The organism is Actinokineospora globicatena, from assembly GCF_024171945.1.
Classification (GTDB): domain Bacteria; phylum Actinomycetota; class Actinomycetes; order Mycobacteriales; family Pseudonocardiaceae; genus Actinokineospora; species Actinokineospora globicatena.
Genome location: NZ_JAMTCR010000003.1, coordinates 804,389 through 830,275 on the forward strand (window position 1 = coordinate 804,389; position 25,887 = coordinate 830,275).

The 25,887-nt window shown below is 70.5% G+C and carries 24 protein-coding genes; 13 read left to right on the forward strand and 11 right to left on the reverse strand.

Features of this window, described 5'->3' with window-relative positions; translation table 11 throughout:
- The first annotated feature begins 533 nt into the window (after window positions 1-533).
- The 5 genes from LV79_RS16980 to LV79_RS17000 all read left to right on the forward strand — a co-directional run bounded on the left by LV79_RS16980 (window position 534) and on the right by LV79_RS17000 (window position 6,270).
- Window positions 534-1,730 (forward strand): DUF6004 family protein, encoded by a 1,197-nt coding sequence (locus LV79_RS16980; RefSeq protein WP_253837836.1) that lies wholly within the window; start codon window positions 534-536, stop codon window positions 1,728-1,730.
- A gap of 70 nt (window positions 1,731-1,800) precedes the next feature.
- Window positions 1,801-2,691: a class I SAM-dependent methyltransferase gene (locus LV79_RS16985; RefSeq protein ID WP_253837838.1), complete on the forward strand. Its 891-nt coding sequence runs from the start codon at window positions 1,801-1,803 to the stop codon at window positions 2,689-2,691.
- On the forward strand, window positions 2,688-3,326 hold the full coding sequence (locus tag LV79_RS16990) for an NHL repeat-containing protein (RefSeq protein WP_253837840.1): 639 nt from the start codon (window positions 2,688-2,690) through the stop codon (window positions 3,324-3,326). Before LV79_RS16985 ends, LV79_RS16990 begins: the two co-directional genes overlap by 4 nt.
- A 17-nt stretch (window positions 3,327-3,343) precedes the next feature.
- Entirely contained in the window at window positions 3,344-4,600 is a 1,257-nt protein-coding gene (locus tag LV79_RS16995) for an ABC1 kinase family protein (RefSeq protein WP_253837842.1), read from the forward strand.
- Window positions 4,601-4,623: 23 nt separating this feature from the next.
- The gene (locus LV79_RS17000; RefSeq protein ID WP_253837844.1) at window positions 4,624-6,270 is read left to right on the forward strand and encodes an ABC transporter substrate-binding protein; all 1,647 of its coding nucleotides are present in this window, start codon (window positions 4,624-4,626) and stop codon (window positions 6,268-6,270) included.
- Here the strand turns inward: LV79_RS17000 and LV79_RS17005 are convergent.
- The 3 genes from LV79_RS17005 to LV79_RS17015 are packed head-to-tail and all read right to left on the reverse strand — an operon-like array spanning window position 6,245 to window position 8,715.
- Window positions 6,245-7,000, reverse strand: coding sequence for a homocysteine S-methyltransferase family protein (locus LV79_RS17005; RefSeq protein ID WP_253837846.1), 756 nt, complete (start codon window positions 6,998-7,000; stop codon window positions 6,245-6,247). The genes LV79_RS17000 and LV79_RS17005 overlap by 26 nt on opposite strands.
- Before the next feature lie 56 nt (window positions 7,001-7,056).
- Window positions 7,057-7,794 (reverse strand): hypothetical protein, encoded by a 738-nt coding sequence (locus LV79_RS17010; RefSeq protein ID WP_253837849.1) that lies wholly within the window; start codon window positions 7,792-7,794, stop codon window positions 7,057-7,059.
- 9 nt (window positions 7,795-7,803) lie between these two features.
- Window positions 7,804-8,715, reverse strand: a complete 912-nt coding sequence (locus LV79_RS17015; protein ID WP_253837851.1) for a hypothetical protein — start codon at window positions 8,713-8,715, stop codon at window positions 7,804-7,806.
- 154 nt (window positions 8,716-8,869) lie between these two features.
- Between LV79_RS17015 and LV79_RS17020 the strand changes: the two genes are divergently transcribed.
- Entirely contained in the window at window positions 8,870-9,502 is a 633-nt protein-coding gene (locus LV79_RS17020) for a response regulator (RefSeq protein WP_285470019.1), read from the forward strand.
- A 151-nt stretch (window positions 9,503-9,653) separates the two neighbouring features.
- Here LV79_RS17020 and LV79_RS17025 read toward each other — a convergent pair whose 3' ends face one another.
- The gene (locus LV79_RS17025) at window positions 9,654-10,460 is read right to left on the reverse strand and encodes a hypothetical protein (RefSeq protein ID WP_253837855.1); all 807 of its coding nucleotides are present in this window, start codon (window positions 10,458-10,460) and stop codon (window positions 9,654-9,656) included.
- 183 nt (window positions 10,461-10,643) lie between these two features.
- Window positions 10,644-12,299 carry a sensor histidine kinase gene (locus LV79_RS17030; RefSeq protein ID WP_253837857.1) on the reverse strand — a complete coding sequence of 552 codons (1,656 nt, stop codon included), beginning with the start codon at window positions 12,297-12,299 and terminating at the stop codon, window positions 10,644-10,646.
- 205 nt (window positions 12,300-12,504) lie between these two features.
- On the opposite strand from LV79_RS17030, the gene LV79_RS17035 reads away from it, so the two are divergent.
- From LV79_RS17035 to LV79_RS33965, 7 genes are all read left to right on the forward strand, one after another.
- Window positions 12,505-13,026 (forward strand): (2Fe-2S)-binding protein, encoded by a 522-nt coding sequence (locus LV79_RS17035; RefSeq protein ID WP_253837864.1) that lies wholly within the window; start codon window positions 12,505-12,507, stop codon window positions 13,024-13,026.
- The gene (locus LV79_RS17040; protein WP_253837866.1) at window positions 13,023-14,015 is read left to right on the forward strand and encodes an FAD binding domain-containing protein; all 993 of its coding nucleotides are present in this window, start codon (window positions 13,023-13,025) and stop codon (window positions 14,013-14,015) included. The genes LV79_RS17035 and LV79_RS17040 overlap by 4 nt, the downstream gene beginning before the upstream one ends.
- The gene (locus LV79_RS17045; protein ID WP_253837869.1) at window positions 14,012-16,069 is read left to right on the forward strand and encodes a xanthine dehydrogenase family protein molybdopterin-binding subunit; all 2,058 of its coding nucleotides are present in this window, start codon (window positions 14,012-14,014) and stop codon (window positions 16,067-16,069) included. Before LV79_RS17040 ends, LV79_RS17045 begins: the two co-directional genes overlap by 4 nt.
- A 66-nt stretch (window positions 16,070-16,135) precedes the next feature.
- Complete coding sequence (locus LV79_RS17050; protein ID WP_253837871.1) at window positions 16,136-16,747, forward strand: dienelactone hydrolase family protein; 612 nt, start codon at window positions 16,136-16,138, stop codon at window positions 16,745-16,747.
- A 287-nt stretch (window positions 16,748-17,034) separates the two neighbouring features.
- Window positions 17,035-17,910, forward strand: coding sequence for an NAD-dependent protein deacetylase (locus LV79_RS17055; protein ID WP_253838543.1), 876 nt, complete (start codon window positions 17,035-17,037; stop codon window positions 17,908-17,910).
- 179 nt (window positions 17,911-18,089) lie between these two features.
- Window positions 18,090-18,353: a hypothetical protein gene (locus LV79_RS17060; protein ID WP_253837873.1), complete on the forward strand. Its 264-nt coding sequence runs from the start codon at window positions 18,090-18,092 to the stop codon at window positions 18,351-18,353.
- Between the two features lie 540 nt (window positions 18,354-18,893).
- Window positions 18,894-21,662 (forward strand): S8 family serine peptidase, encoded by a 2,769-nt coding sequence (locus LV79_RS33965; protein ID WP_285470015.1) that lies wholly within the window; start codon window positions 18,894-18,896, stop codon window positions 21,660-21,662.
- A 516-nt stretch (window positions 21,663-22,178) separates the two neighbouring features.
- On the opposite strand, the gene LV79_RS17070 is transcribed toward LV79_RS33965, so the two are convergent.
- The 6 genes from LV79_RS17070 to LV79_RS17095 form a co-directional block, all read right to left on the reverse strand.
- Complete coding sequence (locus LV79_RS17070) at window positions 22,179-22,904, reverse strand: dienelactone hydrolase family protein (RefSeq protein ID WP_253837875.1); 726 nt, start codon at window positions 22,902-22,904, stop codon at window positions 22,179-22,181.
- Window positions 22,905-23,024: 120 nt separating this feature from the next.
- Window positions 23,025-23,732: a hypothetical protein gene (locus LV79_RS17075; RefSeq protein ID WP_253837877.1), complete on the reverse strand. Its 708-nt coding sequence runs from the start codon at window positions 23,730-23,732 to the stop codon at window positions 23,025-23,027.
- A 59-nt stretch (window positions 23,733-23,791) separates the two neighbouring features.
- Complete coding sequence (locus tag LV79_RS17080; RefSeq protein ID WP_253837879.1) at window positions 23,792-24,142, reverse strand: hypothetical protein; 351 nt, start codon at window positions 24,140-24,142, stop codon at window positions 23,792-23,794.
- A gap of 65 nt (window positions 24,143-24,207) precedes the next feature.
- The gene (locus LV79_RS17085) at window positions 24,208-24,750 is read right to left on the reverse strand and encodes a hypothetical protein (protein ID WP_253837882.1); all 543 of its coding nucleotides are present in this window, start codon (window positions 24,748-24,750) and stop codon (window positions 24,208-24,210) included.
- A 158-nt stretch (window positions 24,751-24,908) separates the two neighbouring features.
- Window positions 24,909-25,451: a hypothetical protein gene (locus LV79_RS17090; protein ID WP_253837884.1), complete on the reverse strand. Its 543-nt coding sequence runs from the start codon at window positions 25,449-25,451 to the stop codon at window positions 24,909-24,911.
- On the reverse strand, window positions 25,423-25,884 hold the full coding sequence (locus tag LV79_RS17095; RefSeq protein WP_253837886.1) for a hypothetical protein: 462 nt from the start codon (window positions 25,882-25,884) through the stop codon (window positions 25,423-25,425). Before LV79_RS17095 ends, LV79_RS17090 begins: the two co-directional genes overlap by 29 nt.
- Window positions 25,885-25,887: the final 3 nt, after the last annotated feature.

Below are 25,887 nucleotides of genomic sequence, written 5' to 3' on the forward strand. Positions count from 1 at the left end.
CGCAACGCGAACCGCAGCCACGCGACGCCAAACCCGGGCGGGCCCCCACCACCTCCACCGCGCTCGCCGCGTCCACCCCGGCCGACGGCAGACCCCCACCCACCCGGGGGCCACCCACACTCAGCCTACCGCTTTCCGGCCGCTGTCAAGAGGGTTCGCCGTGGCTTGTGGACAGCTCGGACCCTTGTGGACAACTCCCGCGCCCGGCGCCGGCCCACCCATGCCGTCCGCAAGCGAACGGCGCCGCTCAGCAAAGCCCTGACGCCGCGCCGCTCACCAACAGCCGTCGCAGCCGCGCCCCGGCACCGCCAAGCAAGCGGGCGCCTGTCCCACACCGCCACCAAGGCGCAGTCCGCGGACCTCCAAGCGCCCCGGGAGGCAAGCACCCATTGGGGGCGTTGACTCTTACTTCGGAAATATATAGCGTCTTGGACTGGAGCCAGTCTCGAGCGGATCGACCGCTCCCCGGCTCACCCAGGCGCAGCCAGCTCACCGGTACTCACCCAAGTCCTGCCCCGCACTGGAGGCCAACCGTGGCACGGGAAACCTACGAGTCGCTCAACCTCGCACCGAAGCCGATCCGGCCGCACATCCTGGCCGCCGCCACCATCGTCTACGGCGACGACTACTACAACGGCAAGCGGGAGACGATCAACCTCTCCGGCTTCGTGCAGATGAACAAGTGGCCGATGCCCGGGTTCGAGCACCGGGTGGACGAGCGCGGGCGGGCGGTGTTCGACACCGAGCTGATCAGCGCGCCGGAGGTCGGCATCAAGGGCTTCAGCTACGAGCTCAACGACCGCATCCAGATCCTGTCGAACCCGCTGCTGCCCAACACCGGGCACGTGCGGCAGATCTCGCCGGGCAAGAACTTCCCGGCGGAGTTCCACATCCAGCGCTTCGGCATCCTGGAGACCAGCACGCTGCGGTTGGTGCACCGCAACGTCATCGACATCTACGGCGTGGTGGACGCGATCCCGCCGTTCAAGAAGCCGTTGACCGGCGGGTACCTGGGTGTGCCGCGCGGCGACCAGCCGATCGAGCTGGTGCAGGCACCGAACGTGGTGCGCGGGACGACGCTGCCGGAGGCGTGGTACCCCTCGACCGACGACAACGAGTCGATCGGGATCACCCCGACGGTGTTCTTCGCCGACAGCCCGGCGGCGTGCATGTCGATGCTGGTGGACCCGTCGATGATCATCCAGACCTCCACCGAGGCGACGCTCACCCTGGAGGTGGGGGGCCGCACGGTGCGGGTGGACCTGTCGGGCAACCACGGGTTGGCGGCGGGCCTGGAGATCCTGCTGTTCGGCCCGGAGAAGCACGACGAGGGTGTCGGGGTGCTGGCGCAGCTGGCCAGGGTGGCGCTGGTCGGCGAGTGCCCGGAGCTCGGTGGTCGGATCATGCTGCGGGCGAGTTGGCCCAAGCCCTCGGGCGGCAGCCTGGGCGAGGGCACCGAGGACGCGTTGTCGCGGGTGCGGTTCCCGGCGGAGTTGCACTTCGACGCCGAGTTCGACCTGGTGACGCCGTCGGAGGTGCTGTACTCGACCAACCCGGTGCACCTGTCGGGCAGCCTGCGCGACCTGGACCCGCAAGGCACGAACCTGGCGCTGTCCGGGCAGGGCGCGCCGCTGGTCACCACCGGTGACGTGGAGAAGGCCCGGATCACCGGGTTGTCGCTGGTCATGCGGGAGTCCATCGTCGGTGAGCACGCCGCGGTGAACGTCTGAGCCACCGCTCACCCCCGACCTCGCCCCGGCCGCCGCGCCGGGGCGAGGTCCTGGCGCGTCTGGAGCTGGGATGGACACACGGTCGCTGGTGATGCACCAGGCGATGCTCGCCGACCGCACCCGGGTGCGCGCCTACGACGACGCGTTGGCGTGGGCGGTGCGCCCGGGTGACGTGGTGGTCGACGTGGGCGCCGGGTTGCTGGTGCTGGGGATGATGGCGTTGCGCCACGGCGCCGCGCACGTCTACGCCATCGAGGGTGATCCGGTGACGGCCGCGGTGGCGGCGCGGATCGCCGACGACAACGGCCTGTCCGGCAAGCTCACCGTGATCCAGGGTGACGCGCGCACGGTGGACCTGCCGCGCAAGGCCGACGTGCTGGTGGCGGAGCTGATGGGCAACATCGGCCCGGAGGAGGAGATGCCGGAGATCGTCGCGGCGGTGGCCAAGCGAGTGCTGGTGCCGGGTGGGCGGGTGGTGCCGCAGCGGCTGACCACGACGTTGACCGCCATCGAGTTCGACGACGAGGGCTGGGGCATCTGGGGGTCCGACGCGTTGGGCTACCGGCTCGACGTGGTGCAGCAGTACGCCGAACCGGCCGCGCACCTGCACTTCTTCCAGCGGCCGCCGGTGCGGTTGAGCGCGGCGGTGCCGATCGGCGACAGCGTGTTGGGCGCGACGGAGCAGGGTGTGTCGACGGCGCCGCGGACGTTGCGGATCACCCGGCCGGGGACGTTGCACGCGGTGATGGGGTCGTTCACGGCGAACCTGGCGCCGGGGGTGTCGCTGTCGAACTTCCCGTCGTACCCGGGCTGCAACTGGGGGGTGTGGATCTGGCCGGTGCGCCACACCCCGGTGGCCGAGGGCGACGCGGTGCGGGCGCGGGTGGTGCTGCCCGAGGGTGTGCGGGTGGCGACGGACTGGCGGCTGGAGTGCGGGATCAGCAGGCGGGAGCCGTCGTGACCATCCTGGCCGGGATCGTGCGGGACCTGCCGGTGCAGGCGTTGGAGCTGTGCGGGGTGACCTGGTCCGGGGAGTTCCTGTGGTACTCGGAGTCGTTCACCGGGCAGATCACCGCGGTCGACGCGGTGACCGGGGCGCGGTCGCGGGAGATCGCCTGCGACGACATCCGCGCGGACCTGACCACGATGGACGGCTACCTGGTCCAGGTGGTGGGTGAGCGGCGCGACCTGCGGATGCTGTCGCCGGAGACCGGGGCGGTGGTCGCCGAGTTCGCCAACCCGCGCCCCGGGCACACGCTGACCGGCCTGGAGGCGTGCCGCGACGGGCTGTGGCTGGGGTACGCGGACCTCAAGGTGCTGGACCTGCGGGACTCCTCGGACTTCCACCTGATCGACTGCGTCGCGGTGCGGCGCCCACCGGCGGGGGTGACGGTGTCCGACGGGTACCTCGTGTACTCCGACCACGGCGGCTCGATGCTCACGGTGGTCGACACCGCGACCCGCCGCGAGCAGGTGTCGGTTCGGGTGTGGGGCAAGCCGTCCGGGTTGACCTGGGACGGCAGCCTCATCTGGTACTGCGACCAGGCCACGCTGCAACTGCGCGCGGTGGAACTACCGGGTTTCCAGCGGTCCTAGCGTGGGGAGTGGCGCTGATGCGTGAGGTCCTGCGTGCGGTGAGAGTCATGGTCACCACTGTCGTGATGCTCGCCCCGGCTGGCATAAGAGTGGCGGTCCAGGGTCGAGAGAGGGGGTTGGCCCACCTGTATCGACAGGTCGGTCGGCTGCTGGTGGCGCTAGGGCCCGCGTTCGTCAAGGCGGGACAGGTGCTGGGGACGCGCCGCGACATCCTCACGCCCGCGTTGTGCGCGGAGCTGGAGGTGCTGCAGGACTCCGTGCCGCCGTTGGACTCCGCGCGCAGCCGTGAGGTCTTGCGCGACATCTATGGGCCACGACTGACCGAGCTGTTTCCCGTCATCGACTACGAGCCCATCGCGGGCGGTAGCGTCGCCTGCGTCTACCGCGCTACCGACGCCGATGGCCGCGGGGTGGCACTGAAGGTGCTGCGCCCGGAGATCTCGTCGATCCTGGCGGCGGACCTGCGGATCATGCGGTGGGGCGCCGGTCTGGCCGCGCGGCTGCCGGTGCTGCGCGGGGTCCCGGTGACCGACGTGGTCGACGCGATGTGCGCCGCCGTGCTGGCCCAGCTCGACTTCCCCCGTGAGGCCGCGAACCTGACCCGGCTGCGCCGCGACCTCAGCGCCGTGCCCCGGATCTGGGTCCCCCAGGTGTACCCGGAGCTGACGCGGCCCGACTGCGTGGCGATGGAGTTCATCCCGAACCTGGACCTGCGCACCGCCCAGCGCTGCCCGGTCGCGTTGCGGCGCCGCTTCGCCCAGTCCGCGCTGACCGCGATCTACCACATGCTCTTCGTCGACGGGTTCGTCCACTGCGACCTGCACCCGGGCAACCTGTACTTCACCCGGGGCGGCGAGGTCGTGGTCCTCGACGCCGGGTTCAGCGTGCAGCTCACCGAGCGGCTGCGGGTGCTGTTCGCCGAGTTCTTCCTCAACATGGCCGTCGGGCGCGGCGACCGGTGCGCCGAGATCGTCGTGGACAGCTCCGCCGGGCAGCGCCCCGACGCCGACCTGCCCGGGTTCCTGACCAGGATGGCGGAGCTGGTGGTGCGGGTGCACGGGCTCCCGGCGCGGGAGTTCAGCCTCATCGGGTTCGCCACCGAGATGTTCGACCTGCAGCGCCGCCACGGGGTGCACGCCGCCCCGGAGCTGATCTTCCCGCTGCTGTCGCTGCTGGTCATCGAGGGCACCATCCGCGACCTGGACCCGGACGTCGACTTCCAGGAGACCGCCAAACCCGTGCTCAACCGGGGCCTGTTCGGCACCCGGCGCTGATCGCCCCGAGAGGACTCCCCCGCATGCGCCCTGGCGGCACGCTCACCCTGGTCGGCGCCGGTGACGCCGACAACCTCGACCCGGCGTTGTCCGTGCACACCGCGACGCGCGGCGTCCTGCGCGCCTACACCCGCCAACTGGTCACCTACCGCGCCGGGCGTGACCAGCGCGCGGCGGGCGAGGTGGTGGCCGACATGGCGACCGAGCTGCCGACCAGGTCCAACGGCCGCCTGGACGCGACGGGCCAGGAGTACGTGTTCACGATCCGGCCGGGGGTGCGGTGGGACGACCACCGCCCGGTGACCGCCGCCGACCTCGCGCGCGGCATCAAGCGGCTGGCCCACCCGGACGCGCCGAGCCCGTCGTTGACCTACTTCGCCCGCACGATCCGGGGCCTGGCGCGGCTGCGCGACGAGCTGGCCGCGCTGGACCCGACGGAGGTCAGCACGGCGATCGAGTGCCGCACCCTCGACGGCATCGAGGTGATGGGCACCGACACGCTGGTGCTGCGGACCCTGGGGCACTCGGTGGACTTCCTCAACATCCTCGCGCTGCCCGCCGCGAGCCCGGCGCCGATCGAGTACTCGGGGTTCCTGCCCGGCAGCGACGACATCATCCGCCGGTTGCGCTCCACCGGGCCGTACGCGGTCCGCGAGTACGTGCCGGGCAAGCAGTTGGTGCTGGGCCGCAACCCGGCGTGGGACCCTGCGACCGACCCGGTGCGGGCCGCGCACCTCGACGAGGTGTCGGTGCGGATGGGCGTCGACGAGGCCGAGGCGTTCCGGTTGGTCGACACCGGCGAGGTCGACATGCTGTGGGACATCCAGCCGATGACCGCCGAGCTGCCGCGGCTGTTCGGCGACCCGCGCCTGGAGGTCCACCCGGCGGGGCTGCTGAGCCCGTACCTGGCGGTGAACATGGTGAGCCCCAACGAGGACCTGGCCACGAGCAAGGTCGAGGTGCGGCGCGCGGTGTCGGTGGCGTTGGACCGCGAGGCGGTGTCGCGGGTGTGGGGCGGGCCCCGGTTGAGCGAGCTGGCGTGGCGGGTGCTGCCCCCGTTGTGCTCGGCGCACACCCCGGTCGAGCCGGTTCCACCCGGGTCACCGACCGGCGACCCTGACTCGGCGCGGGCGCTGCTGGCGGAGGCCGGGTACCCCGACGGGCTGACGCTGCGGCTGCTGCACCGCGACCGCGACATCCACCCGGAGTCGGTGCACGAGATCGGTATCTCGTTGGCGCGTGCGGGGATCCGGGTGGAGCCGGTGCCGGTGTCGATCACCGACCTGTTCGCCACGTACTTCGCCTCGCCCGAACCGGCGGTGCGCGGGGACTGGGACCTGGCGTTCACGGGGTGGGAACCGGACTGGCACGGCGACAACGCGCGCACGTACCTGCAGCCGTTGTTCGAGAGCAGACCGGAGGGCAGTTGGAACCTCGGGTTCTACGCCAGTCCTCGGGTCGACCGGCTGCTCGCCGAGGGGCGCGACGCGCTCGACCGCGACACGGCCAACGCGGCGTACCGGGCGGTGGAGGCGGAGGTGCTGCGGGACATGGCGGTGGTGCCGGTGCTGTTCGCGCACCAGTACTGGTTCCACTCCCCCAGGGTGCGCGGCTGGGAGCCCTACCCGGTGCTCAACGGGGACCTCACGAACGTGTGGCTGGAGCCCTGAGGTCGGCGGTGGTGGTGCCGCAGCAGCCACCGACCACGGCGAGGTCGTAGTCCATGCGCCACCGGGCGAGGAGATCGGTCAACCCCTCCCCGGTGGCGTCGGGGTAGGCACCCAGGGGGCCTTCGTAGTGGCGGCGCACGGCTTGGAGGGCGTCCTCGATCCGCTCCGGTGGCGCGCAGTTGAGCAACGCCATCGCCGCGCCGCGCTCCCAGGCGGACACGACACCGTCCACAACGGACTCACCGGAGGGCAGTGCCGCGTTCGGTCCGCACTGGAAGCTCACCCAGGCCGTCGCCCCGGCCGCGACAGCGTGGTCGAGCACCGCCTCCGCCTCGGACACCGACGGCATCGACTCGGCGAGGACGACGTCCACTCCACATCGGACCAGCTCGGTCACCAACCACCCGTGCCCCGCCGGATCCCCGGGCCCCACCGACCCGGCCACCGTCACCGCGTTCCCCGCCGCCGCCTTGGCCACCCCCACAGCCGCGTGCACCATCCACGCCGTCCCCGACCCCGGTGCGAGCCCCAACTCCAGCAGATCGGCTTCCGCACAACGAAAAGTAGCCGCCGTCACCACATCCACCCCAGCGGCGATGTTCTCCTCGTGCACCGCCCGCACCGCCGCCCGCCCCACCCCCGTCAACAACGCCCGATTGGTCCACCACGGCGCCTCCACCACAACCCCCGCGAGCCCCAACTGCGCGGGCAGACTGGCATCCAGCAACACGGCGCACCTCCTCAGGTCACGCCAAGTTACCACAGGAAACTGAAGCTTCTCGGTGCTCAGAGTTCCCAGAGCGCGAGAACCTGACCCAGCAGATCTCGCGCCTCGTCGGACCGCGTGTAGCGACGGGGTTGCCTGGCACCGATGGCGGCGCCCGGCGTGATGAGCACAGTCGTGTCGGCCCGGTAGCAGGCGAACTTCACGAACAGCGTCACCACCGGCGCGCCGATCGGGATCACCCGGTGCAGCACCCGCCCGCTGGTCGCGTAAGCCCCACCTCGGTGCACCCGAAGCGCGGTGGCCTTGCGGACGTGGGCCTGGTCGACGCGGTCGAGCAGGTACGGCTCCTCCGCGGAGCCGGGCAGGCGATCGGTATAGCGGTCGAACAGCTCACCGTCAGCGGCCAGTTCGTACTGTTCGGCGACCAAGGCGCCGTGCACGACGGTGGAGACGAAGTCGAACCGGTGGTCGTGCACGTCCTCCCGTTCACCGACCGGGCTCGGCCAGTAGTTCATCCGGATCTGGAACGCGGCGTTCGACATCACCAGCACCTTGACGAACCCCAGGGGGTGCCACTGCGACCGGTCCGCGCACACCGCCAGCAGCCGTTCGTCGGCCACCGTGCCCGCGACGACATCGCGCACCGCGTCCGTGAACACCACGCCACCGACCAGACCGGTCAGCTCGACCGCGCACTCCAGCGTCGACCGGCCCAAGTACGGCCGCAGAGCGCTGTGCACCCGTCCGTGCGCCTCGGTCCACAACGGGTCGTCCGGGAAGGCCAGCAGATCGCTCATCGCTCCCCCTCACTCGTACCGGTGCTCCGGGCGGCGGATGTACTGCCCGATGGTCGCGAAACCCTCCTCGGTGATCCCCGAGTGGTCGAGCCCGAGCGCGGTCAACGTCGCCTTGACCGACTCGGTGTCCAGGTCCTCCGGCTTGGGCGCGCGCACAGCCGGGTCGAGCACGCGGCACCCGGCCATGCCCGCGTCGAACTCGTCCCGGTGGGCGTTGTAGAAGGCCGTCCCGTCGCGGTGCCCCAGCGCCGGGTGCCCCTTGTACTGGCCGGTCACCACCGCCACCCGCTGCGACATGTCCAGGCTCATGATCCAGAACGTCGGGCTCAGCCCGATCTCGATGTCGAGCCGGGGGAACGCCTCCCGCCACGCGTACACCGACAGCACAGTGGCCAGGATCTCGTGCCGGACCCGATCGACGTCCCACTTGCGGGCGGCGCCCTCGCGGGTGTTGAGGTAGCGGATGTAGGTGTGCAGCAGCCGCTCGTCGTTGGGGTCCATCAACTGCGCGCGCACGGTGATCGACACGTTGCGCGCCACCGTCGCCTCGGCCAGCCACGGCAAGGTGCGCGACCGGAAGTAGGACGCGGTCCGGGCCCGGACCCGCCACTCCCTGGCCGCCGCCGCCTCGGCCCGGATCAGCGGCTCGATCTCGCGGGCCTGCACGACATCGGACTCAGGCACCCGGTCGTCGGCGGGCAACAACCACACCAGCAGCACCGCGATGAACGCCCCCGCCACCGTCGCGGCGATCAACGACTCCAGCACCTGCGCCGAGACGCTGCGCAGCGGCGACCCCGTTCCGGGGGTGACCTCGCCGACCACGAAGAACCGGACCACCAGCAACAACGCCAGCGCCCCGAGCAGCGCCGCGAAGTACCACCGCCGCAGGTACCTCAGCTTCGCCGGATGCATCGCCACCCCTGTCCCGCTCCTCGATCGCCGTACGGGCAATCGTAGAACGTTGTTGACCTTGGTGGACCCGCTGCCAGGGACGAAGGTCCCGGGTGGTCCCGGTCCTCCGGCGCGCGCGGGGGCAGGTGGGCGGCCCTACAGTGGGGGTGGCTGAGGAGGGGTGGATATGCGGGTGTTCCTGGTCGACGACCACGAGATCGTGCGGCGTGGGGTGGCTGACCTGCTCGACGAGCCGGGGATCGAGGTCGTCGGGGAAGCGGCCTCGGTCGCCGAGGCGCTGGTGCGGGTGCCCGCGGCGAACCCGGACGTGGCGGTGCTCGACGTGCGGCTGCCCGACGGCACCGGCGTCGAGCTCTGCCGCGACCTGCGCTCCGCGCTGCCCGACCTGCGCTGCCTGATGCTGACCTCCTTCGCCGACGACGAGGCCCTCTTCGACGCGATCATGGCCGGGGCGTCCGGGTTCGTCCTCAAGCAGGTCCTGGGCACCGACCTCGTCGCCGCCGTCCGCACCGTCGCCGACGGCGGCTCCCTGCTCGACCCCAGGACCACCGCCGCCCTCCTCGACCGCATCCGCCGCGAACGCACCGAGACCGACCCCCTGGCCCACCTCACCGACCAGGAACGCACCGTCTTCGACCTCATCGGCGAAGGCCTCACCAACCGCGAAATCGGCGAACGCATGTTCCTGGCCGAGAAAACCGTCAAGAACTACGTCTCCCACCTCCTGGCCAAACTCAAAATGCAACGCCGCACCCAAGCCGCCGTCCTCGCCGCCGAACTCCGCCGCCGCTAGCCAGACCCCGGGGCGTGTGCTGTCGGTCGTGACAGGCTTCTCATGGCGGCTTGATCACCTCGCGCACCACTCCACCGGCGGACTGAAGCGACCACGCGGCCACGCCACTCCGCCCCTCGGGTGCGTGAGCCGACGATCGGGCGTCGCCCCGTTACGCGGCTCTCTGCCACACGATGACGCTCAGGTCCACCTCGGTCTTCGAGGGCTCGACCCGGACGTCGGCGATACCCAGCCGCGCCCACCGGCCTTCGGTCGTCTCGACGCAGAAGGTAGATCCCACTTTCAGCTCACCCGCGGGGATGGCTTTGCGCGTCGGCGCGCCAACACAGTCCGCATAGCTCGAAACGGCTTCCGCGCCGGTCATCCTTTGTGTCGCGGCCAGGTCGGTGATCAATCGTATGTCGGCTTTCGAGTTCACCACCTGGACGCGACCGCTGTCCGGTGTCGCCGCGTCCAGGTCGTACCCGTCGTTGGTGCCAATCGTGATGGCCGCCTCCGGCCAGAATGTCGCCGGATCGGGGCCCACGTACGCGACGGAGGAGGTCATCGTAGGGCTCACGCCAGGAGCAACTGTTGTCGAAGGGGGAGCTCCGGCAGAGGCAGAGGTTCCGCCCGGCGGGGTTTGACCACCTCTCGCCGCTTCAGGAACAAGCGATGCGGCTGCCCATCCGGTCGCCGCGAGGCCGAGTAAAACGATCACCATGAGAGTGGCGAAGCGTGTGCCGACATACTGTTCGCCTGTCCTTTTGGCGCGCCACAAGAAGATCCCGGAAACGATCCCGGATGCCAAGCCGACGAAGCCCGCGCTGAGCGAGAGCGGAACACGACTCGTCCACCAACCGAGGAACGATCCAGCTGCCGACAGCGTGCCACTGACGCCACCCAACACTTGCCAAAGGGCCACATTCTTGGTGCCGAGCAAGCCATCATCCGAGGGCTTCTCACCTCGAGGGTCCATAGTCGACATGGTAGGCAGGAGTCAGCCGCGAGTGATCCGCCAAACGTGCGGCGGGTTTCGGCCAACCTCACGCCGATAGCGACCGACCAGTCGCACGCTCGACCAATTGTCGAACTTCGGACAATTTCCTTAAGGCGGTCTACACGACCCTTCATTGGGCCAGCAGGGCCACCGCTCGGGCCGTTAGCCGAGGGGGACTTCCCAGCGCACCCAGGTTCCGCCGGTTTCTGGGGAGTTGACGTCCAGGCGGCCGTGGCACTGTTCGGCGCGGCGGCGCATGTTCTCCAGGCCGCTGCGGCGCAAGGGGGAACCGACGCCGACGCCGTTGTCGCGGACGTTGACCGCGAGTGCGTCACCCGCCGAGACCTCCACGACGATCTCCCCCGCGCCCGAGTGCCGCACCGCGTTGCTCAGGGCCTCCCGCAGCACCGCCACCGCGTGCTCGCCGACGTCCAACGGCACCAGCGTGTCGATCGCCCCGGCCATCGACACCGCAGGCGACACCGGCGCACCCGCACCCACCTCAGCCACCACGTCCAGCATCCGCCGACGCAAGCTGGCCGAGTCGTCGACCGCCTGCAGGTCGAAGATCGACGTCCGGATCTCGCGCACCGTCTGGTCCAGCTGCTCCACCGACCGGTGCACCCGCGCCCGCGCCTCCGGGTCCTCGATGCGCCGCAACGTGCCCTGCAAGCTCATGCCCGTCGCGTACAACCGCTGGATCACGTGGTCGTGCAGGTCCTGGGCGATGCGGTCGCGGTCGGCCAGCACGTCCAGCATCCGCTGCGCCCGCTGCTTCTCCGCCAACTCCAACGCCACCGCCGCCTGACCCGCGAACGACGCCAGCATCGGCGCCGTGTCCGCCCCGAACGTCCGCGCCCCCTTCTCCCGCGCCGCCAGCAACACCCCGCCCGCGGTCCGCAGCGGCACCACCACCGCGGGCCCCAACCCGCCGCACTCGACCTCCACCGACAGGTCCGCCACCGAACGCGGCTCCTCCGCCCGCAGCACCGACTCGATCAACGGCCCGAACGCCGCCACGTCGCGCTCCGCCGAGACGTCCCCCGACGCCGCCCCCACCCGCAGCAGGTCCCGCGTCGTCTCGTCCACCAGCAGGATCAACGCGCAATCCGCCTCGGTCAGCTCCAACACCCGCCGCGCGATCAGGTCCAGCGTCTCCCCCTGCGACGCCCCCGCCAACAACTGCGTGTTGACCTCACCGGCCGCCGTCAGCCACCGCTCCCGGTCCCGCGACCGCTCGAACAACCGCGCGTTCTCGATCGCCACCCCGGCCGCCGCCGCCAACGCCTGCACCACCGCCTCGTCATCGGCGGTGAACGGCCCACCCCGCTTCTCCGTCAGGTACAGGTTCCCGAACACCTCCCCGCGCACCCGCACCGGAACACCCAGGAAACTGCCCATCGGCGGGTGGTTGCGCGGGAACCCCACCGACGCGGGGTGCTTGGCCAGGTCCGTCAACCGGATCGGCTCCGGGTGCTCGATCAGCAACCCCAACAACCCCCGCCCCTCCGGCAGGTGCCCCATCGTCGACCGGGTCTGCGCATCGATGCCCTCGTGCACGAACCGCGACAACCCACCGTCACCGAGAACACCCAGCGCCCCGTACCGGGCGTCCACCAGATCGGTGGCGGCCCGCACGATCCGCTGCAACGTCGAATCCAACTCCAACCCCGCGCCGACCGCCATCACCGCGTCCAACAACCCCTGCAGGCTGTCGCGCGTGTGCATGAGGTCGCCCAGCCGCTCGTGCAACTCCCGCAGCAGTTCGTCGAGCCGCAGCCCGGAGATCAGGTCGGTTGCCCTGCCGGGCTGCCCCATGGCGACCCTCCCGAGGTAGTGGCTGTGGCCGAACGCAGGTTGTCACGGACCGCCGAAACCCGATAGTGGCACCCCCAAAGATCACCTCGTCCGGGGAGGCCACCCGCTGGATCCCGGCACCCTCCGTCACCCGTCCCCCGGTGAACACCCGCCGGATGCGGTACACCGGAGGACAACCGAACCGACACCGCGAGAGAGGCGCACCGTGGACCACCACCGACGCGTCGACACCGAGATCACCACCCGCGTGGACGGGGTCACCCGGACGGTGCTCGTCGACACCCGCACCACCCTGCTCGACGCCCTGCGCGAACGACTCGGCACCACCAGCCCCAAGAAGGGCTGCGACCACGGCCAGTGCGGCGCCTGCACCGTCCTGCTCGACGGCCGCCGCGTCCTGGCCTGCCTCACCCTCGCCGTCACCACCACCGGCAAGGACGTCACCACCGCCGACGGCCTCGCCCCCGACGGCCACCTCCACCCCGTCCAGCAGGCCTTCCTCGACAACGACGCCCTCCAGTGCGGCTACTGCACCCCCGGCCAGGTCTGCTCCGCCGTCGGCGCCCTCGACGAACTCGCCAACGGCCACCCCAGCCACGCGGGCGACGTCACCACCGACCCCCAGCTCACCCGTGCCGAGATCGCCGAACGGATGAGCGGCAACCTCTGCCGCTGCGGCACCTACACCAACATCATCACCGCCGTCGAACAGGCGGCCCGCGCATGAGGCCCTTCGACTACCTCGCCCCCACCGACGCCGCCACCGCCGTGCGCACCGTCGCCACCAACCCCACGGCCACCTACCTCGCGGGCGGCACCAACCTCGTCGACCACCTCAAACTCGGCATCACCCACCCCGACCTGCTCGTCGACACCGCCGCCATCACCACCGCGGGCATCACCGACCACCACGGCGGCCTGCTCATCGGCGCCGCCACCCGCAACAGCGACATCGCCGCCGACCACCGCGTCCGCACCCGCTACCCCGCCCTCGCCGAGGCACTGCTCTCCGGCGCCTCCGGCCAACTCCGCAACATGGCCACCGCAGCGGGCAACCCACTGCAACGCACCCGCTGCCCGTACTTCCAGGACGCCACCACGCCCTGCAACAAACGCCGCCCCGGCTCCGGCTGCGCCGCCATCGGCGGCCACACCCGAGGCCACGCCATCCTCGGCGCCTCCGACCACTGCGTCGCCACCCACCCCTCGGACATGGCCGTCGCCCTCACCGCGCTCGACGCCACCCTCCACATCCTCGGCCCCGACGGACCCCGCACCCTCCCGTGCACCGACCTGCACCGACTCCCCGGCACCGACCCCACCCGCGACACCGTCCTCGAACACGGCGACCTCATCACCGCCATCGAACTCCCCCACAACCCCCTCGCGCGCCGATCCCGCTACCGCAAGGTCCGAGACCGAGCCTCTTACGCCTTCGCGCTCGTCTCCGTCGCCGCCGCACTCGAGACCACCGACGGCATCATCACCGACGCCCGACTCGCCTTCGGCGGAGTAGCCCACAAACCCTGGCGGGCCTACCGCGCCGAACAAGCCCTCCTAGGCCAACCCGCCAACGACACCACCTACCGCACCGCCGCCGAGGCAGAACTAACCGACGCCCAACCACTCAACGGACTCGACGGCGGCAACAGCTTCAAAGTCCCCCTTCTCACCCGCACCGTCATCGCCACCCTGCGCAACCTGGACCAACGATGAACGCCATCGGCCAAGACATCCCCCGACGCGACGGCCACGCCAAAGTCACCGGTAACGCCACCTACGCCTACGAGACAGACGTCGACAACGCCGCTTACTGCGCCCTGCTCCAAGCCACCATCGCCAAGGGCCACATCACCGAAATCGACATCACCGACGCGTTGGCCCTACCGGGCGTCCTCACCATCCTCACCCCCGGCGACGTCCAGAAGCTCGCCCACGTCGACAACCCCGAACTCGCCGTCCTCCAGGACAACCACATCGCCTACCGCGGCCAGATCATCGGCGCCGTCATCGCCGACACCTCCGAGATCGCCCGCCACGCCACCGAACTCATCCACCTCAGCTACCACGTCGACGACCACGACAGCGCCTTCACCGCAGACCGCGACGACCTCCACACCCCCAAGGCCCTCGTCACGGGCGCCCCAGCCGACACCACCACCGGCGACGTCGACACCGCCATGCGCACCGCACCCCACACCATCGACCACACCTACTCCACCGCCACCAACCACAACAACCCCCTCGAACCCCACGCCACCACCGCCCTCTGGCAAGACGACACCCTCGTCCTCTGGGACTCCACCCAGGGCGTCCACGCCGTCCGCACCGACCTCGCCGAGGTCCTGCGCCTGCGCCCCGACCAGGTCCGCGTCATCTGCCCCTACGTCGGCGGCGGCTTCGGCGCCAAGGGCGAACCCCACGCCCACGTCGTCATCGCCGCACTCGCCGCCCGCGCCCTGCCCTGCCGACCCGTCCGCCTCGCCCTCACCCGCGCCCAGATGTTCACCCTCGTCGGCTACCGCCCACCCACCGTCCAACACACCCGCCTCGCCGCCGACGACACCGGCGCGCTCACCGCCATCGCCATCACCTCCACCAGCCCCACCTCGGCCATGCGCGAGTACGTCGAACACGCCGCCGCCCCCACCCGCATGATGTACGCGGCGCCCAACCGCGCCACCCGCCACCGCCTCGCCGCCCTCGACATCGCCGTCCCCACCTGGATGCGCGCCCCCGGCGAGTGCCCGGGCATGTTCGGCCCCGAGGTCGCCATCGACGAGCTCGCCACAGCCCTGGGCATCGACCCGATCGACCTGCGCGTCGCCAACGAACCCGAGGTCGACCCTGAGACCGGCAAGCCGTTCTCCAGCCGCAACCTCGTCGCTTGCCTGCGCCAAGGCGCCGACCGGTTTGGTTGGGCCGACCGCGCGCCCCGCCGCGAGGGTGACTGGCTCGTCGGCACTGGTGTCGCCGCCGCCGTCTTCCCGGCCTTCACCAACCGCGCCACGGCTTCCATCCGCTACGAACGGGGCCACTACGTCGTCGAGATCGGCGCCGCGGACCTGGGCACCGGCGCGTGGACAGTCCTCCCGCAGATCGCCGCCGACGCTCTTGGCGTCCCCTTGCATCTAGTGGACATCGGCATAGGTGACACCACCTACCCGTACGCGTCCGTGGCCGGTGGATCGACAGGTACCGCTACCTGGGGCTCGGCGGTTCTAGTAGCTGCCGAGACGTTCCGCGACAAGTTCGGCACCGACCCCACCGAAGGCGATGAGGCCGAGGGCTCCCACGACACTGGACCGTTCAACGAGCACTACTCGACCTACGCGTTCGGCGCCCAGTTCGCCGAGGTCAGGGTGCACGCCGACACCGCCGAGATCCGCGTGCCCCGGCTGCTCGGGGTCTTCGCCGCCGGGCGCATCATCAACCCCCGCACCGCCCGCTCCCAGTTCACCGGCGGCATGACCATGGGCCTGTCCATGGCGCTGCACGAGACCAGCTCGCTCGACCCGCGCTTCGGCCACGTCATCAACCACGACCTCGCCGAGTACCACATCGCCAGCTGCGCCGACGCCACCGACGTCCAGGCGTACTGGATCGACGAGGAGGACCCGCACGTCAACCCGCTCGGCGCCAAGGGCATCGGCGAGATCGGCATCGTCGGCACGGCGGCCGCCATCGTCAACGCCGCCCACCACGCGACCGGCGTCCGCGTCCGTGACCTGCCGCTCACCCTGGACAAGCTCCTTCCTGGCCTCCCCTGATCGGGCTACCAGCGGTTTCGCCGGATCCAGGGGTGGGAACGCACCGCTGGCAGGAAGGAGACCGGCATGTCGGTGATCGAACTGCCCGCCCGGCTCGAAGGCGACCTGGTCGCCCCGCCCGGCGCGCCGGGGATCGTCCTGTTCGCGCACGGCCACGGCAGCTCGCGGCACAGCCCCCGCAACCAGGCCGTGGCCAAGGCCCTCAACGACCACGACCTCGCGACGCTGCTGATGGACCTGCACACCGAGGACGAGGACCACGCCGAACTCGACACCGTCGTGCTCACCAGCCGCCTGCTGGCCGCCATCGACTGGGTGGAGGCGCACGAACCGGTCCGCCGGATGAAGGTCGGCGTGTTCGGCGCCAGCACCGGAGCCGCTGCCGCGCTGCACGCCGCCGCTGCTCGTCCGTGGACTGTCGCCGCGGTGGTGACGCGCGGAGGTAGCCCTTACACGGCTACCGCGCTCGAGATGGTCGCGGCGCCGACCTTGCTCATCGCTGGGGAACACGATCCGGACGTCGTTAGCGCTAACCAGCACGCGCTACGCCAGCTCGGCGGACCGGCCGACCTCCGTGTCGTCCTCGGAGCCACCCACCTGTTCCCCGAACTCGGCGCGATGGCCCGAGTCACCGAGCTGGCCACCGACTGGTTCACCACCCACCTCACCCACCACTAGCAGCCCTCCCCCAGCCACGCCGCGAACGGGGGCGTCCTGATCCGCAAAGCCGCGCTGATGCGGCTGGCCGTCGTGGCGTCTTTTGTTCTTGTTCCGACTGAGCCCCGCGCCTGGTGAAACGCGCCATCCATAATCTTGATAGGATATAGTGTATTTTCAAAAATAGGGTAACGGGGTCGGTGTTGGAGCAGGTCAGAGCCGAATTAGGGGGTCAGCGCCTGCGCCGGTCGAGTGGAAATCCGTAGACTCGGGCCATGGCTGCCCACCACTCGCCTGGCCTGCCGTCGCTGCGCGTCCGGCCGACGCTGACCTGGACCGCCACCGGGGACCCCCTCCCCCGCACCACGAGCCTCGACGCGGTGGTCGACGTCGTCGGCAAGGGCCGAGTCGCGATCCTCAGCGGCGCCGGGCTGTCCACCGAGTCCGGCATCCCCGACTACCGGGGCGCCGCCGGGAGCCTGCGCAAGCACATCCCGATGACCTACGGCGAGTTCACCGGCAGCGCGCACGCCCGGCAGCGGTACTGGGCCCGCAGCCACATCGGCTGGCGCACCATCGCGGCGGCCGCGCCGAACGCGGGGCACCACGCGGTCACCGCGCTGCACGGCACCGGTCTGATCAGCGGGGTCATCACCCAGAACGTCGACGGCCTGCACCAGGCCGCCGGGACACCCGGCGTGATCGACCTGCACGGCAACCTCGACCGCGTCATCTGCCTCAACTGCCAGGCGTCGACGCCGCGGGTCGAACTCGACGAACGGATGCGGGACGCGAACCCCGACTTCCACGCGATCGCACCAGACACGGTCAACCCCGACGGTGACGTCTACCTGCCCGAAGAGGAGACGCTTAAGTTCACCGTCGTCGGTTGCGCTACCTGTGACGGCGTGCTGAAGCCGGACGTGGTGTTCTTCGGCGAGAACGTGCCGCCCGGGCGGGTGCGGCAGTGCAACGACGTGGTCGACGACGCGGCGGCGATGCTGGTCTTGGGTTCATCGCTGACGGTCATGTCCGGCTTGCGTTTCGTCCGCCGCGCGGCCACGAACGGCACACCCGTCGTCATCATCACGCTTGGTCCGACCCGGGGTGACGCGCACGCGACGGTGCGGGTCGACCGGCCGTTGGGCGAGGCGCTCACGGAACTGGTGGGTCGGCTGAACTAGCGGACCGCGGCGCTCACCGGTTGGTCGTATGGGGCAGGCGGTCCGACGGAGCGCGCTCCACGGTCGGTGACCGGAATTCCCGTTGGGGTGGTTGGCGAGCTTCTCGCATCACCAAACCGCACCTGAACCATCCCCCAAGGGCAACCGACTTCCGCTAGCACGCCCCGAGAGGACGCGTCATGGCTCGCGCACTCACCTCCGTCGTCACCGTCGCCACCACCTTGCTCGCCCTGCTGACCACCACCGCCGTCACCACCTCGTCCACCGCCACCGCCGCCACCGAGTCCCTCCGCCCGTCCGTCGTCCGCCAGCTCCTGCTCCGCAACACCAAGCTGATCCTGCGGCTCAAGCTCCTCGGTCGCACCAACCAGGCGGATGAGGGACAGCTCGGCGAGGGGGACGCGCAGATGGCCGAGGACGGCGTCGAGTACCCCCGATCATGAGCTGGATTCCGGATCCGCTGGTCCTCGACCGCACACCGACGGCGGGAAACGGCCGTCCGGGTGGGCCTGTGGACAAATCCGCGCACGCCGTGACCGCCCCCTGGTACCACTTGTGGCGCCAATCCAGGGGAACGGAGATCCGTCATGCGTCACAAGAGCCGGTACAGGGTGCTGGCCTGCCTCGTAGCGGGAACGCTGCTGGGAACAGCGGTCCAGGCGACAGCGGCGTCGGCCGCCGCGGCACCACAGTTGGGCGGGTCGCTCACGCTCATCACGGGTGACCGGCTGCGAGTCCTCACGGGACCGCGCGGGGAGCTGGTCATCCACGTCCTGCCAACACCGGGGCGCGAGCACGTGGGGTTCTTGCGCGAAGGCACGACGTTGGTGCCTTCGGACGCACAACCTTTGGTCGACACCGGTCGACTTGATCCGCGGTTGTTCGACCTGTCAACGCTACCGAGGGACAGACCGGCGCCGGTGATCGTGACGGACACTGGGCCGATTGCCAGGACTCCGCTACCGGGAACAGGACTACGAGCGTTGCCTAGTGTCGATGGCGCCGCTCTTACACCGGAACCAGGGTTCTGGAACTGGTTCACCGCTTCTGGCGCGTCAGTGTGGCTGGACGGGGTGTCGAAGCCCGCGTTGGACGTGAGCGTGCCTCAAATCGGGGCTCCTACCGCGTGGGAGAACGGTTACACCGGGCGGGGAGTGACTGTCGGTGTGCTGGACACCGGCATCGATGGCGCGCACCCGGACCTGGTCGGGAAGGTCGTGGAGACCAACGATTTCACCGGCACGGGCACCGCCGACCTGGTGGGGCATGGCACGCATGTCGCGGGGATCATCGCGGGGACCGGGGCGGCCTCTAGTGGCCGTTACCGTGGTGTGGCGCCGGACGCGGACCTGATCAGCGGCAAGGTGTGCACGGCCATCGGCTGCCAGGACTCGGCGGTGATCGCGGGCCTGGAGTGGATCGCGCCGAAGGTGCGGGTGGCGAACCTGAGCCTGGGCGGCGGCTACAGCGACGGTACCGACCCGGTGTCCCGCGCGGTCAACACGCTGACAGCCCGGTACGGCACGCTGTTCGTGGCCTCGGCGGGCAACGACCGGTCGCTGGGCAATCCCGATCCGCTCGCGTCCGTGACCACGCCTGCGGCCGCTGACTCGGCGCTCGCGGTCGGGAGTGTGACCAAAGAGGACACGACGAGCCCGTTCTCCCCTCGGCAGCCCCGGAAACGGGACTACGCGGTGAAACCGGACATCGCCGCGCCTGGGAGTGACATCGTGTCGGCCAGGGTGCCCGGGACTCCAGCGGGTGATACCGCACCGGTGGATGAGCACTACGCGGCGCTGTCGGGGACGTCTTTCGCGGCCCCGCACGTGTCGGGGGCCGCGGCGTTGCTAGCGCAGCGCAGGCCGGGATGGACGGCGGACCGGTTGAAGTCGGTGCTGGTGAGCAGCGCGGAGCCGACGGCGGAGGTGTTCGAGCAGGGCGCGGGCCGGGTGGACGCGGCGCGGGCGGTCGAGCAGCAGGTCAGCGCGGTCGGCGGCGGGGTTGGGTACGGGTTCGTGCCGTGGCCGCGCGCGGGTCGGTTGAGCAAGGTGGTGACCTACCGCAACGACGGCGACGCGGCCGCTGATCTGGTGCTGAGCAGCGACAACCCGATGTTCGTCCCGGCTGTGGATCGAGTCTCGGTTCCCGCGCACGGCACTGTGGAGGTAACCGTCTACGCGGACACGGCCGGGAAGGCGCCTGAGCGTCAGAGTGGCCGGTTGACCGCTAGAGGCGACGGGGTCGTGGTCCGGACCGGGTTGACGGCGGTGCTGGAGGCGGAGAGCTACAACGTGACCGTGACACTCAAGGGGCGGACCGGGGCGACAGCGTCAACTGTCACGAAAGCGGTCAATGTGGACACGGGCGCCGCTGTCGGTGTCCGGTTGGTCAACGGGACCGGGTTGGCCCGAGTGCCGAAGGGGCGGTACGACTTCCAGGCGATCGAGGTCGCTGCGAGTGGTGAGGTCAGCCTGGTTGCGCGGCCTGGGGTGGCGGTGGACCGGGACTCGGCGGTCGCGTTGGACGCGAGCGGTGGGCGGCTGGTGTCGACGAGCGTCGACGGTGCGCGCGCGACCCAGGTAAGTGGCGAGTTGTCCCTGGTGTCGGGGCAGGCCAGTGGTGAGCGGACATCGGCGCTGGCGTGGTTCTCGCAGTCCGGGCAGAAGGTGTACCTGGTGCCGACCCAGGGCGAGGTCACCGACCACACGTTCCTGCTGGCGCACCGCGCGATCCTGGAGGCACCCGGTTCGGTCTACCACCTGGTGTTCGTGTCCAAGGGCAACATCCCGGACGGGCGGTTCACGGTTCGTCCACGGGACCTCGCTCGTGTCGATGCCCGGTACTACGCGCAGGGAGCGGCCAGCAAGTCACTGCGAGCCGACTACGCGTTGCTCGACGCACCTGGGGTGAACACGGGCGCGCTGCAGGTCCGCGACACCCCGATTCCCGGGCGGCGGACGGAGTACTTCACGACCGGGCCGACGTGGCAGCACGTGGTGGCGGTGTTCCCGGAGGACACCTCGGACAGCGAGTCGACCGTGGCGTACCGGAGTTACCGGCCGGGGCAGTACACGACGCACTGGAACCGGGCGCCGCTGAGCCCGTCCCTGGGTGCTCCCGAGATCGGCTTCGGCGTCGCTCGCGTGGGCGATCAGCTCTCCGTCGCGGTGTCCCCGCTCTCCAGCGGTGACCCTGACCAGTCCACCGTGCTTCCCGTGGCCGCGACCGGCACCACAGACCTGTCCCGCGACGGCGTCTCCCTCGGCCACAGCGACCTACCCGGCTTCGGATCGTTCACCATCCCCGACGCCCCTGGCCAGTACACCCTGCGCACCACGGTCGACCGGGTCGTGCCCTGGTCGGTGCTGGGTACCCATGCCGACATCACCTGGACCTTCCACGAGGCAGGCGCGGGTACCACCACTCCCCCGCCGCTCCTGGCCGTCCGCACCTCCGCCGAGGTGGACGACCAAGGCACTGCCCGTCCCGGCACCTACCTCCCCCTCCGCCTCACCACCCAACGCCAAGCAGGCGCCCCCACTCCCCGGATCACCACCCTCCGCACCGACTACTCCACCAACGACGGCCGCACCTGGCGCCCCGCCCCCACCCTCCACATCCCCACCGGCGACGGCTTAGCCCTGCTCACCAACCCCAACTCCCCCGCCTTCGTCTCCCTCCGCATCACCGCCCGCGACACCGAAGGCAACACCGTCACCCAAACCATCCTCCGCGCCTACCAGGTCCGCTGACCCCTCTCGGGGGTGCCCGCCCGCACCCGGCTGGCACCCCCGAGCCCCCCGCCACCCCTCAATCCCAGGAGGTGATCACCCAAGCACCGTCGCGACGCCAACCCAGCCGAACGACAACACCGGGCACTCACACCGTCTGCCTGCGTGACACCAGCGGCGGTCACACCATCCGCCACGCGGCACCAGGGGCTGCGGTGCCGGGTGCGGCGACCCAACGTCCGCCGTAGCCCACGCGACAGGCGAGCAGAACCGGTGCATCGTTGTCGAGTACCGGCGATGGCCGCTTAGGCAAGAGCGGCTGCGATTACCAAGTGGTCGGCACGGCACAACCTCCGGGCTGATCGCTTCAGCAAGTGCGGCGGAGGATTGTTGCGGCAGGTTCAATGCCTGGGCTCGCATTGGCGCGGAAGTCGGGTCGGTGATGAAGATCCGGGCCTGGTGCTCCCGCGTCTTCGGTCGCCGTCGTCGCACGGAGACGGTGACACCTCGGGTCGCGGCGGGCTTGGGCTGAGCAGGTCACGACGTTACGGGGAGGCACTCGGCGAGTAGGGCGACGATGTCGTGCCAGGCTCGTTGGGCGTGCAGTGGGTGGTATCCGACGCCGGGGAGGATGGTGTGGTTGACCGGCGGGTGGTGGAAGGCGTGGACCGCGCCGCCGTAGGTCATGAGGCGCCAGTCGACGCCCGCGGTCTGCATCTCGGTGGTGAAGGCTTCCCGTTGGGCGGGCGGCATGATCGGGTCTTCCGAGCCGACCCCGGCCCACACCGGGCAGCGGATGCGGGCGGCTTCGCCTGGTCGGCCCGTGGTCAGGCCGTTGACTGTCCCGATCACGCGCAGGTCGACGCCATCGCGCCCGAGTTCCAGGCCGATGGCGCCCCCGGTGCCGTAGCCGATGGCGGCGATCCGGTCGGGGTCGCTGCGTGGTTCGGCGCGCAGCACGTCGAGCGCCGCGTGGCCGATGCCCCGCATCCGGTCGGGGTCGGCGAGCAGCGGCAGGCACCGGGCCAGCATCTCCTCGGGGTCGCTCAGGTAGCGCCCGCCGTGCAGGTCGAAGGCCAGCGCGACGTAGCCCAGCTCGGCGAGCGCGTCGGCCCGGCGGCGCTCGACGTCGCTGAGCCCCGGGCCCTCTGGTCCCAGCAGCACCGCGGGCCCGCGGTCGACACCGGCGGGGAGTGCGAGGTGCCCGGTCATCACCAGGCCGTCGGCTGGGTACTGGACCGTGCGCGTGGTGATCGTCGTCATGGGACTCGACGGTAGTGACCGTCGAGCCCGGTCGGGCCGGGGTTCACCGCAGGCAGAACAGCGCGATCGCCCACAAGATCACAAACCGGTACCCGCGGCAGCATTGTCAGCGCGAAGGCACTAGGAGTTCCTCGGGCCGCTGGGGTTGATGATCGGCAGTGTCCACTCTGTCCGGAGGTCGGTGATCAACGCCAGGGCTGTCGCGGGCTTGGTTCCCGCGTAGCGCTTGGCGCGAGCCAGGATGTCGAAGTCGTAGTCCGGCATGCGGGCCCTCGTGAGGTCCTCGGTGAACACGTCGATCACCGTGGCCGTGAAGTACACCCGCGCCCGATCCGGTCCAGCTCGTCGATCCCGATGATCACCCGCCTCCGGGTACGTCAACGCCCGCCCCGCCAAGCTCAACGCCGTCTTACCGCTGACCTCGAATCCCTTGAACCCCGCCTTCGCCCCGCGCTCACTGCCGTAGGTGCGCACATACCTGATCTCCGACAAACACCGCCGCGCCGCCGCCTCCAGTTCGCTGAACCGGGTAGGCCGCACGAGCGAGTCATCGTGGATCGAGGGGATGACGACGAACGGCAGGAGCTTGGGCAGGACCCGCCGGACGCGGGTCTTGACCGTCCGCCATGCTCCCTCCTCGCGCCGCCCGACCGCGAACACCGCCTCGGCGGCGCCGCGCGCGTGTAGCCGCAACGCCTCCTCTGTGATCCGCTGCCTGCCGAGAACCTCACGGACCTCGGGGTGTGTCAGCGCCTCGTCGAGGAGGCTGTCGAAGAAGGCGTCTCGGTCGAGTCGATCCGGGTGCCACGGCTGCGGGTAGTCGGCCACAACCGTATGTGCGTGGACCTGGCCGTCGCGTTACGGGTGGCGGCCAGGTCCGGGGTGGGTCAGCGGAACTCGTGGACCAGTTCGATGGGGCCGACGAGGTGGGTGTTGAACTCGGCGAGGTCGGCGGCGGGGACCCACAGCTCGAGGATCGTCCGGCCACCGGCCTGTTGGACGGGGTAGCGCTGGAGGTAGTCGGTGTCGACGTGGAAGCGGGTCACGTAGCCGACGCCGTGGTGGGGGACGTTCCAGTCGCGGGCGATCTTGATGGCGTAGTCCTCGTTGAGGACCGGGTAGAAGATCGGCTGGTCCGGGCGCCGCGGCGGCCAGGCGCGCCAGTCGGCCTGGCGGACGAGGTCGAGTTCCTCGGGGCCGGTGGGACGCCACAGCACGGTGGTGGGGTTCTGGGCCACGGTGCACCTCTCCTCGGTTCGCGGAAGGCAACCTATCGAGCGCTCACGGGCCGTGGCCAAGGGTTTTAGGTCGCGTGGACGGCACCGAGCAGGGAGACGAGGAACGCGCCCGCCAGCAGTGGGGTGAGGAGGGCGGCGTGGCGGGTCCACGCGAGGTGCCAGTCGTCGGGGTGGTTGAGGTTGGCGGTAGTCATAAGAGCGCGGCCGAGTCCGAAGCCCGCGCCGACGAGCAGTGCCTGCGGGAGCGACGCGGTGAGCAGGACGGCGGTGGCGGCGATGTAGGGCAGGCCACTGGGCAGGTAGGTGCGGGCGCCGGTGCCCATCTCGATGCCGAACTGGAGCGGGCCCAGGTGTCGGCCGAGGCGGAAGACGCCCTCGGGCACCAGCCGCCGGTTCTCGGGGAAGCGCATGGCCACCACGCCGAACTCCTTGAGCGCGACGAGCACCAGCACCGCGCCGACCAACGCCCACCGTGCCCACCAGGGCAGCGGGGCGCGCACAAGCGACCCGAACAGGACCAGCACCATCGCGGTGATAGCGCCACCGAGGAGGAGTCCGACGCGGAACGCGACAGCGGGAGAACCTCGCCAGACCGGCGAGCTCAGCACGTGTGCTGAGTTCCGACTTCAAGTGGAGCCCGAGGTCGCGAACCCGGCTGTTGCACCGAGGAACACCCATGGCACCCACAGCGCCCCACCGACGGCCGCGAGAGTTAGCCCTACCGCGAGGATGATGGGGTGCCACCAGCTACGGGGTTGGCGCATGGTCAAAGCCGGGAGCGGCAGATGGTCAGGTAGGTGTATCCGGCCTGGTCGGGGCCCCAGTAGGTGCTGAAGCCGTCGGAGCAGCGGTAGGTCTTGCCGTCGGGGGTGGTCCAGCGCCAGGCGTTCTTCATGGTCGTGGTGCCGCAGGTGGTGGAGACGGCCGTGTGGTCGACCTGGACGTCGCCCTCGGTGTAGGTGCCGTACTTGTGCCAGCCGGACTCGCAGAAGTCGCTGCTGCGCCAGGCGCCGCCGACGCACGCGCCGTAGGCGTTGACGTGGTCGCCGCTGGTGTCTTGGTCCTCGTCGTAGCCGACGGGGTAGGCGTCGCGGCAGTCGGTCCGGTCCCAGCCGCTCAGGGCGTTCGGGCCGACCTCCGCCTTGGCGCGACGGGGGAAGGTCAGGGCGACGGTGCCGAGTGTGAGGGCGCCCAGGGTGATCGCGCGCAGGACAGTGCGGCGCTTGCCGGTGGTCTTGAGCGCGCTGAGCGCGACCGACCTGCCGGGGCCGGACTCGTGGTCAGGAATCTGTTCCAGCGTGAGCGCCACCGCGCACCCCCCAGTCGTCGAGCACCTCGTCCACCTGCCCGGCCCGGACCGGTAGCGCTACCCGTCGCACCACTCCGTTAGTGCCGACCAGCATCAACACCGGCGGCGCCAAGTGCGATACCGCCCGCCACGCCTCGCGGTCGCTGACGACCTCCAGCTCGGTGTCCCACGCTTCCGCCGGTTCGTGAGTCAGTACTACCGCGCCGGTCAATTGCCCGACGACCTCGCGGCACAGCGGGCATCCCGTGTCCGCCGCGACCACGACCCGCCCCGCGAACCGCGCCCCCAAGTCGATCTCGGCCCCAGCGGAGGCGAACCCACCCGGGTCCCTGGCGACGGTCGCCCGCAGTAGCCGCACCTCGCGCAGCACTGCCGCCAACCCCAGGAACAACACCACGATCGCGACCCACGTGATCACCAGGAACGCGGTCATCGG